We start from the raw sequence: 3,018 nt of genomic DNA, 5'->3' as shown, positions 1-3,018 counted from the left end.
GCGTAGCAATACAAACTGAGGTATGAGACATCATAACAAGAGCAAAAAAGCATACCATGCGGCGCAAAAGGCGCATGAGTAGAAGAAAGTAAGAAAGAGTACACGGGGGATGCCTTGGCTCTCAGAGGCGATGAAGGACGTGATAAGCTGCGATAAGCTTCGGGTATTTGCAAATAGGAATTGATCCGAAGATTTCCGAATGGGGCAACCCGGCATGTTGAAGACATGTCACATATAATGAGCAAACCTGCCGAACTGAAACATCTAAGTAAGCAGAGGAAGAGAAAATAATAATGATTTCCTGAGTAGTGGCGAGCGAAAGGGAAAGAGCCCAAACCTATTTTGTTACGGCAAAATGGGGGTTGTAGGACTACGATATGGTATTAACAAACAGAAGTGGAACAGGATGGGAAGCCTGGCGATACACGGTGACAGCCCGGTACACGTATAGAATGTTAGCTTAGTAGTATCCTGAGTACTGCGAGGTCGGAGACGCCTTGTGGGAATCTGCCGGCACCATCCGGTAAGGCTAAATACTCCTGAGAGACCGATAGTGAACCAGTACCGTGAGGGAAAGGTGAAAAGAACCCCGAACAGGGGAGTGAAATAGAACCTGAAACCGTGTACTTACAAGCGGTCGGAGCATCCAAGTGGTGTGACGGCGTGCCTTTTGCATAATGAGCCTACGAGTTACTCTTCTCTGGCAAGGTTAAGTGTTTAAGACACGGATCCGAAGCGAAAGCGAGTCTGAATAGGGCGTATAGTCAGAGGAGGTAGACGCGAAACCTTGTGATCTACCCATGGACAGGTTGAAGGTGCGGTAACACGTACTGGAGGACCGAACCGATAAACGTTGAAAAGTTTCCGGATGATCTGTGGGTAGGGGTGAAAGGCTAATCAAACTGGGAAATAGCTCGTACTCCCCGAAATGTTTTTAGGAACAGCGTGGATATTAAGTTTAATAGAGGTAGAGCTACTGATTGGGTGCGGGGGAGTCAAATCCTACCAAATCCAGACAAACTCCGAATGCTATTAAATATGATCTGCAGTGAGGCGCGGGGTGCTAAGGTCACGCGCCGAGAGGGAAAGAACCCAGACCATCAGCTAAGGTCCCCAAGTGTACGCTAAGTTGAACTAACGAGGTCCGATTGCACAGACAGCTAGGATGTTGGCTTGGAAGCAGCCATTCATTTAAAGAGTGCGTAACAGCTCACTAGTCGAGCGATCGGGCATGGATAATAAACGGGCATTAAGTGTATCACCGAAGCTATGGGATTGAAATATATCGGTAGGGGAGCATTCTAGCGGCAGTGAAGGTATCTGGTAATGGGTGCTGGAGCTTCTAGAAAAGCAAATGTAGGCATAAGTAACGATAAGGCGGGCGAGAAACCCGCCCACCGAAAGGATAAGGTTTCCTGATCAACGCTAATCGGATCAGGGTTAGTCGGGACCTAAGGAGAACCCGAAGGGGAAATTCGATGGACAACTGGTTAATATTCCAGTACTTTTTATAACTGCGATGTGGGGACGGAGTAGTGACACTGCCGCGAACTGACGGAATAGTTCGTTAAAGGTTGTAGGTATTAGAATGGTAGGCAAATCCGCCAATCTAGCTGAAAACTAATAGTACCGCGAGTCTTCGGATGAGTGGATAGAGCAGGTAAACAGACTTCCAAGAAAAACCGCTAAGCTTCAGGTTATAAAAACCCGTACCGCAAACCGACACAGGTATCCGGGAAGAGGATTCTAAGGTGCTCGAGTGAATCATGGCTAAGGAACTCGGCAAAATGGCCCTGTAACTTCGGGAGAAGGGGCGCTGACAGCAATGTCAGCCGCAGTGAAAAGGCCCAGGCGACTGTTTAACAAAAACACATGGCTTTGCAAAATCGAAAGATGAAGTATAAGGCCTGACACCTGCCCGGTGCTGGAAGGTTAAGAGGGGATGTTAGTCGCAAGGCGAAGCATTGAATCGAAGCCCCAGTAAACGGCGGCCGTAACTATAACGGTCCTAAGGTAGCGAAATTCCTTGTCGGGTAAGTTCCGACCTGCACGAATGGTGTAACGATCTGGGCGCTGTCTCAGCCATGAGCTCGGTGAAATTGTGGTCCCGGTGAAGACGCCGGGTACCCGCAACGGGACGGAAAGACCCCATGCACCTTCACTACAATTTAACATTGACATTGGGTACAGGATGTGTAGGATAGGTGGGAGGCTTTGAAGCGGCGTCGCTAGGCGTCGTGGAGCCAACGTTGAAATACCACCCTTTCTGTATTCGGTGTCTAACTCCGCAGCGCGGAGGACATTGTTTGATGGGTAGTTTGACTGGGGTGGTCGCCTCCAAAAAGGTAACGGAGGCTTTCAAAGGTAAGCTCAGTACGCTTGGTAACCGTACGGGGAGTGCAATAGCATAAGCTTGCTTGACTGTGAGACAGACAAGTCGATCAGGGTCGAAAGACGGATATAGTGATCCGGTGGTTCTGCATGGAAGGGCCATCGCTCAAAGGATAAAAGGTACGCTGGGGATAACAGGCTGATCTCCCCCAAGAGCTCATATCGACGGGGAGGTTTGGCACCTCGATGTCGGCTCGTCACATCCTGGGGCTGGAGAAGGTCCCAAGGGTTCGGCTGTTCGCCGATTAAAGTGGCACGCGAGCTGGGTTCAGAACGTCGCGAGACAGTTCGGTCCCTATCTGTTGTGGGCGTAGGAATTTTGAGTGGGGCTGACCTTAGTACGAGAGGACCGGGTTGGACTAGCCTCTAGTGAATCTGTTGTTCCGCCAGGGGCATTGCAGAGTAGCTACGCTGGGAATAGATAAGCGCTGAAAGCATCTAAGTGCGAAACTAGCCACGAGATGAGAATTCCATATAGGGCCGTAGCAGACTACTACGTTGATAGGTTACAGATGTAAAGGTGGTGACACCACAGTCGAGTAATACTAATCACCCGAAGCTTTCAAAAGCAACATACTGTTGTTTGTTCTTCAAAACTTAACTTCTTTCAATAATATGTCATTTAAG

At 49.1% G+C, this 3,018-nt stretch carries 1 rRNA gene; it reads left to right on the top strand.

Annotation, left to right across the window (positions count from 1 at the left end):
• Positions 1-82 precede the first annotated feature (82 nt).
• Positions 83-2,959: ribosomal RNA gene (locus tag R2R71_RS21140) — 23S ribosomal RNA — on the top strand.
• Positions 2,960-3,018 lie beyond the last annotated feature (59 nt).

It is taken from the genome of Pedobacter aquatilis, assembly GCF_032678405.1.
Taxonomy (GTDB): Bacteria; Bacteroidota; Bacteroidia; order Sphingobacteriales; family Sphingobacteriaceae; genus Pedobacter; species Pedobacter aquatilis_A.
This window is presented reverse-complemented; position numbering and strand designations above follow the sequence as displayed.